Source organism: Methanoculleus sp. UBA291 (assembly GCF_002499755.1).
Lineage (GTDB): Archaea > Halobacteriota > Methanomicrobia > Methanomicrobiales > Methanoculleaceae > Methanoculleus > Methanoculleus palmolei.
Genome location: NZ_DANC01000009.1, coordinates 3,511 through 6,299 on the forward strand (window position 1 = coordinate 3,511; position 2,789 = coordinate 6,299).

Genomic DNA, 2,789 nt, shown 5'->3' on the forward strand with positions numbered 1-2,789 from the left:
GGGTGTGAGGGCATGGATTCACTCCCCGGCATACTCCTCCCGGAGGCGGGTGAAGACCCGCACCTGCCGGGTGTAGATCGCCGTTGCGTTCCGTTTGTACTCGAGCGTCGTCGGGACGGCGGGATACCGCCGGAGCCGGGAGAAGATTCTCGCAAGGTCGAGGCCGCCGTCGGGATGGTCGAGTTCGAGGTGCTCGTCGGTGATCGAGCCGCGCCGCATGTTCGAGAGATGGTGGAGGGTCACGCTGAGGTCCTCGAACCGTTTCAGTTCCTCCGTAAAGGAGAGACGGCGGTAGTTTGCGGTGCAGGCGAGGTGAGGGAAGTCGAGGCAGAATCGGGTGATTCTATCGTCTGCAAGGGCCGCAAGTTCTTCTGCGGTGTTCCCGAGGAAGGGACGCCCGGCGTGGACCGCGGGGAGGTTCTCGAGGGTGAACCGAGGATCGTTGTAGCGGTCGAGGAACCCGGCGAATCCTTCAACGGTCTCGGCGCGCCCTCCGGGTTTGTACCTCCCCGCGTGGAGGACGATCGTCTCCGCGCCGAGGACGTCGGCGGCTTCGAAGGTCTGGCTCACGGCCTCCTCGATGTACGCCGTGATCTCGCCCCGCGGCCGGTCGTCGTAGGCGGCGGGGGCGCAGGGGTTGACGCCGTGGCTGTGGTGGGGCGCATGGACGATCGAAGGGATGCCTGCCGCGGCGACCCGGTCGAGGTGTTCCTGGAAGAGAGGACGGGGCAGGGGGACAGCCTGCACCTGGATATGCTGGATTGCACCCTCTTCGTAGAGTTTCGAGAGAAAGGCGAGCGTTTCCGGGTCGTCGAGCCGTACTGTGCAGCCGAGGTTGTAGTCAGGCAATGGCATATCTCCCTCTGATGCGTGGGGCCGCAGTTATCATCAGGATACCGGCGGGATGAAGGGAGTTCGTGCGTTTGAAGGGTGGTAATCCCGCGAACTTCGCGTGCAACCGGAGCGCCACCCCTACAACCGTTGTCTCACGCCTGTTCGTAGAGATACTGACGATCCGCTTCAGGTACTGCAAAAAGGTTCGACCCTCAGATGGGTAGTAGCCCGGAGCAGATTCGAACTGCTGTCGCGAGATCCAGAGTCTCGCATGATTGACCGCTACACTACCGGGCTATTGGGCTCTAAAATGTTGTTTGTGAATCCTAATTAACCTGACGGCCCGGCATCATATCTTTGACGCGCGCGGGCACTTTCCGCAGGCGCGGCAGACCTCGGCGACAGGCTGGATCTCGGCGCCGGATTTGCAGAACGGTTCGATGTCGTTCGCATCCCGCCGGTAGTACACGTGCGGGACGAGCGCAATGTGGGTATAGCGCCCGCAGGCTACCCCGAGTCGGTCGGCGATCGCTCTCTGGAGGCGGACGAGCGCGTACATGTTCGCGCCGGCTGCGGAGAGAATGTCGTTGCTCCGGAAGACGACCTTCATCTGGAGTTTTCCGTCCCGGAGGAGGCACTGGACAAGCTGCAGGCAGGGGCAGTCGTCGAGGTTCTCGTCGATGACCGGGTTCCAGGTGACCGCGACCGCCCGCCGGGAGTTCGCGGCGGCGGCGAGTTTTCGGGAGATGTAGGCGATCTGGTCGACGTGGACGTCTTCGCCCTCCGTAGCGAGCCGTTCGCCCCAGTCGAAGAGTCGCCGGTGGTAGTCATACTCGAACTTCGCGTCGGAGCCGGAGAGGAGATTCTCGGCGTAGGCATCCAGGAACCGCTGCTGGAATCGGGAGGCGGGGCTCACCATCGGCTCGCTCTCCGGCGACTCCACGTCGAGCGCAAGTTCCTCGCACTCGATCGTTGCTTCGTCGTTCTCGGTCTCCAGCGCCCATCCCTTTTCGAGGACGGTCCTGACCGCCAGTTCGTGTGCCCGTGCGAGCGTGGGGGCCCGAATGATCCGCATAGGGAGTAGTTGGCGGGCCGGGGTAGAAAAGGCTCCGCACTAAGGGGGGTCTGATATATAGATGCTCCGGCAACGATGCCGGTCGGGGTTGCCGCCCGGGTCGGGGGGAGGGGGGATTCCGGCGATCCCTGCCGCAGGCGGTACTGACCGGGTGCGGGTCCTTGGGTGCGATACGCGATGGTGCGGGCGCCGGGGTTGCCGCCGGGGTCCGGCGCTTTTCGCTTTTTCCGGAGTAAGGTTTTTATCCTCATAAACCAATGGAACGCGGTGATCCGGGAATGAACCGGAATCCAGGTGAATTCGGGGCGTTTTCCCGTGTTGTGGTGCCTATCAGGGACGCCAGATCCCCGGTCGACCACAAAGGATATATTAAGTGTTCCACAAATATTGTGACATATTCCGTAATTCGGAGTATAGAGCGTGGTGAACCCGTATTCGACGTCTGTCGAGTACCTCGTGTTCACATTCCCTCATGTCATCACAATGGAGGTATAGTATGAAGAGTATGACAAAACTGATGGTAGTCGCCATGGTCCTCGCGGCTGCACTGGTCGTTGCACCGGTTGCGGCACGGTCGATCTCGATCTCGACAAGCGGCACTACCGTCTATGTAGGCGAAGAAAACCTTAACTTCGGCTCGGCTTTTGGTACTGCTCCTGTTACCCAGCTGGTCCACTACAGCGACCCCACGGCGGGAGCTATCGATAAGACCATTCTGGCGGATGCCAGCGGTAATATCACCGAGTTGACCAAGGCCGCCATTGGCACAACGACCGGCCCCTACTACGTGTTCAACGCCAGTGGGAGCCCCACCGACCGGGCTACATCTACGGGATACGTCAACATTCAGAACCCTCAGGCAACGCTGGATGTTGTGCTG

2 protein-coding genes, 1 tRNA gene and 1 pseudogene are annotated in these 2,789 nt (G+C 61.4%); 1 reads left to right on the forward strand and 3 read right to left on the reverse strand.

Annotation, left to right across the window (positions count from 1 at the left end; all coding sequences use genetic code 11):
• Positions 1–18: 18 nt before the first annotated feature.
• The 3 genes from BP737_RS02120 to BP737_RS02130 all read right to left on the reverse strand — a co-directional run bounded on the left by BP737_RS02120 (position 19) and on the right by BP737_RS02130 (position 1,909).
• Complete coding sequence (locus tag BP737_RS02120) at positions 19–849, reverse strand: TIM barrel protein (protein ID WP_394339243.1); 831 nt, start codon at positions 847–849, stop codon at positions 19–21.
• A 209-nt stretch (positions 850–1,058) separates the two neighbouring features.
• Positions 1,059–1,131 (reverse strand) — tRNA-Gln (locus tag BP737_RS02125).
• 52 nt (positions 1,132–1,183) lie between these two features.
• Positions 1,184–1,909, reverse strand: coding sequence for a thymidylate synthase (locus BP737_RS02130; RefSeq protein ID WP_342685849.1), 726 nt, complete (start codon positions 1,907–1,909; stop codon positions 1,184–1,186).
• A 496-nt stretch (positions 1,910–2,405) separates the two neighbouring features.
• Between BP737_RS02130 and BP737_RS02135 the strand changes: the two are divergent.
• Positions 2,406–2,789, forward strand: a pseudogene (locus BP737_RS02135) (PGF-CTERM sorting domain-containing protein); the annotation flags it as partial.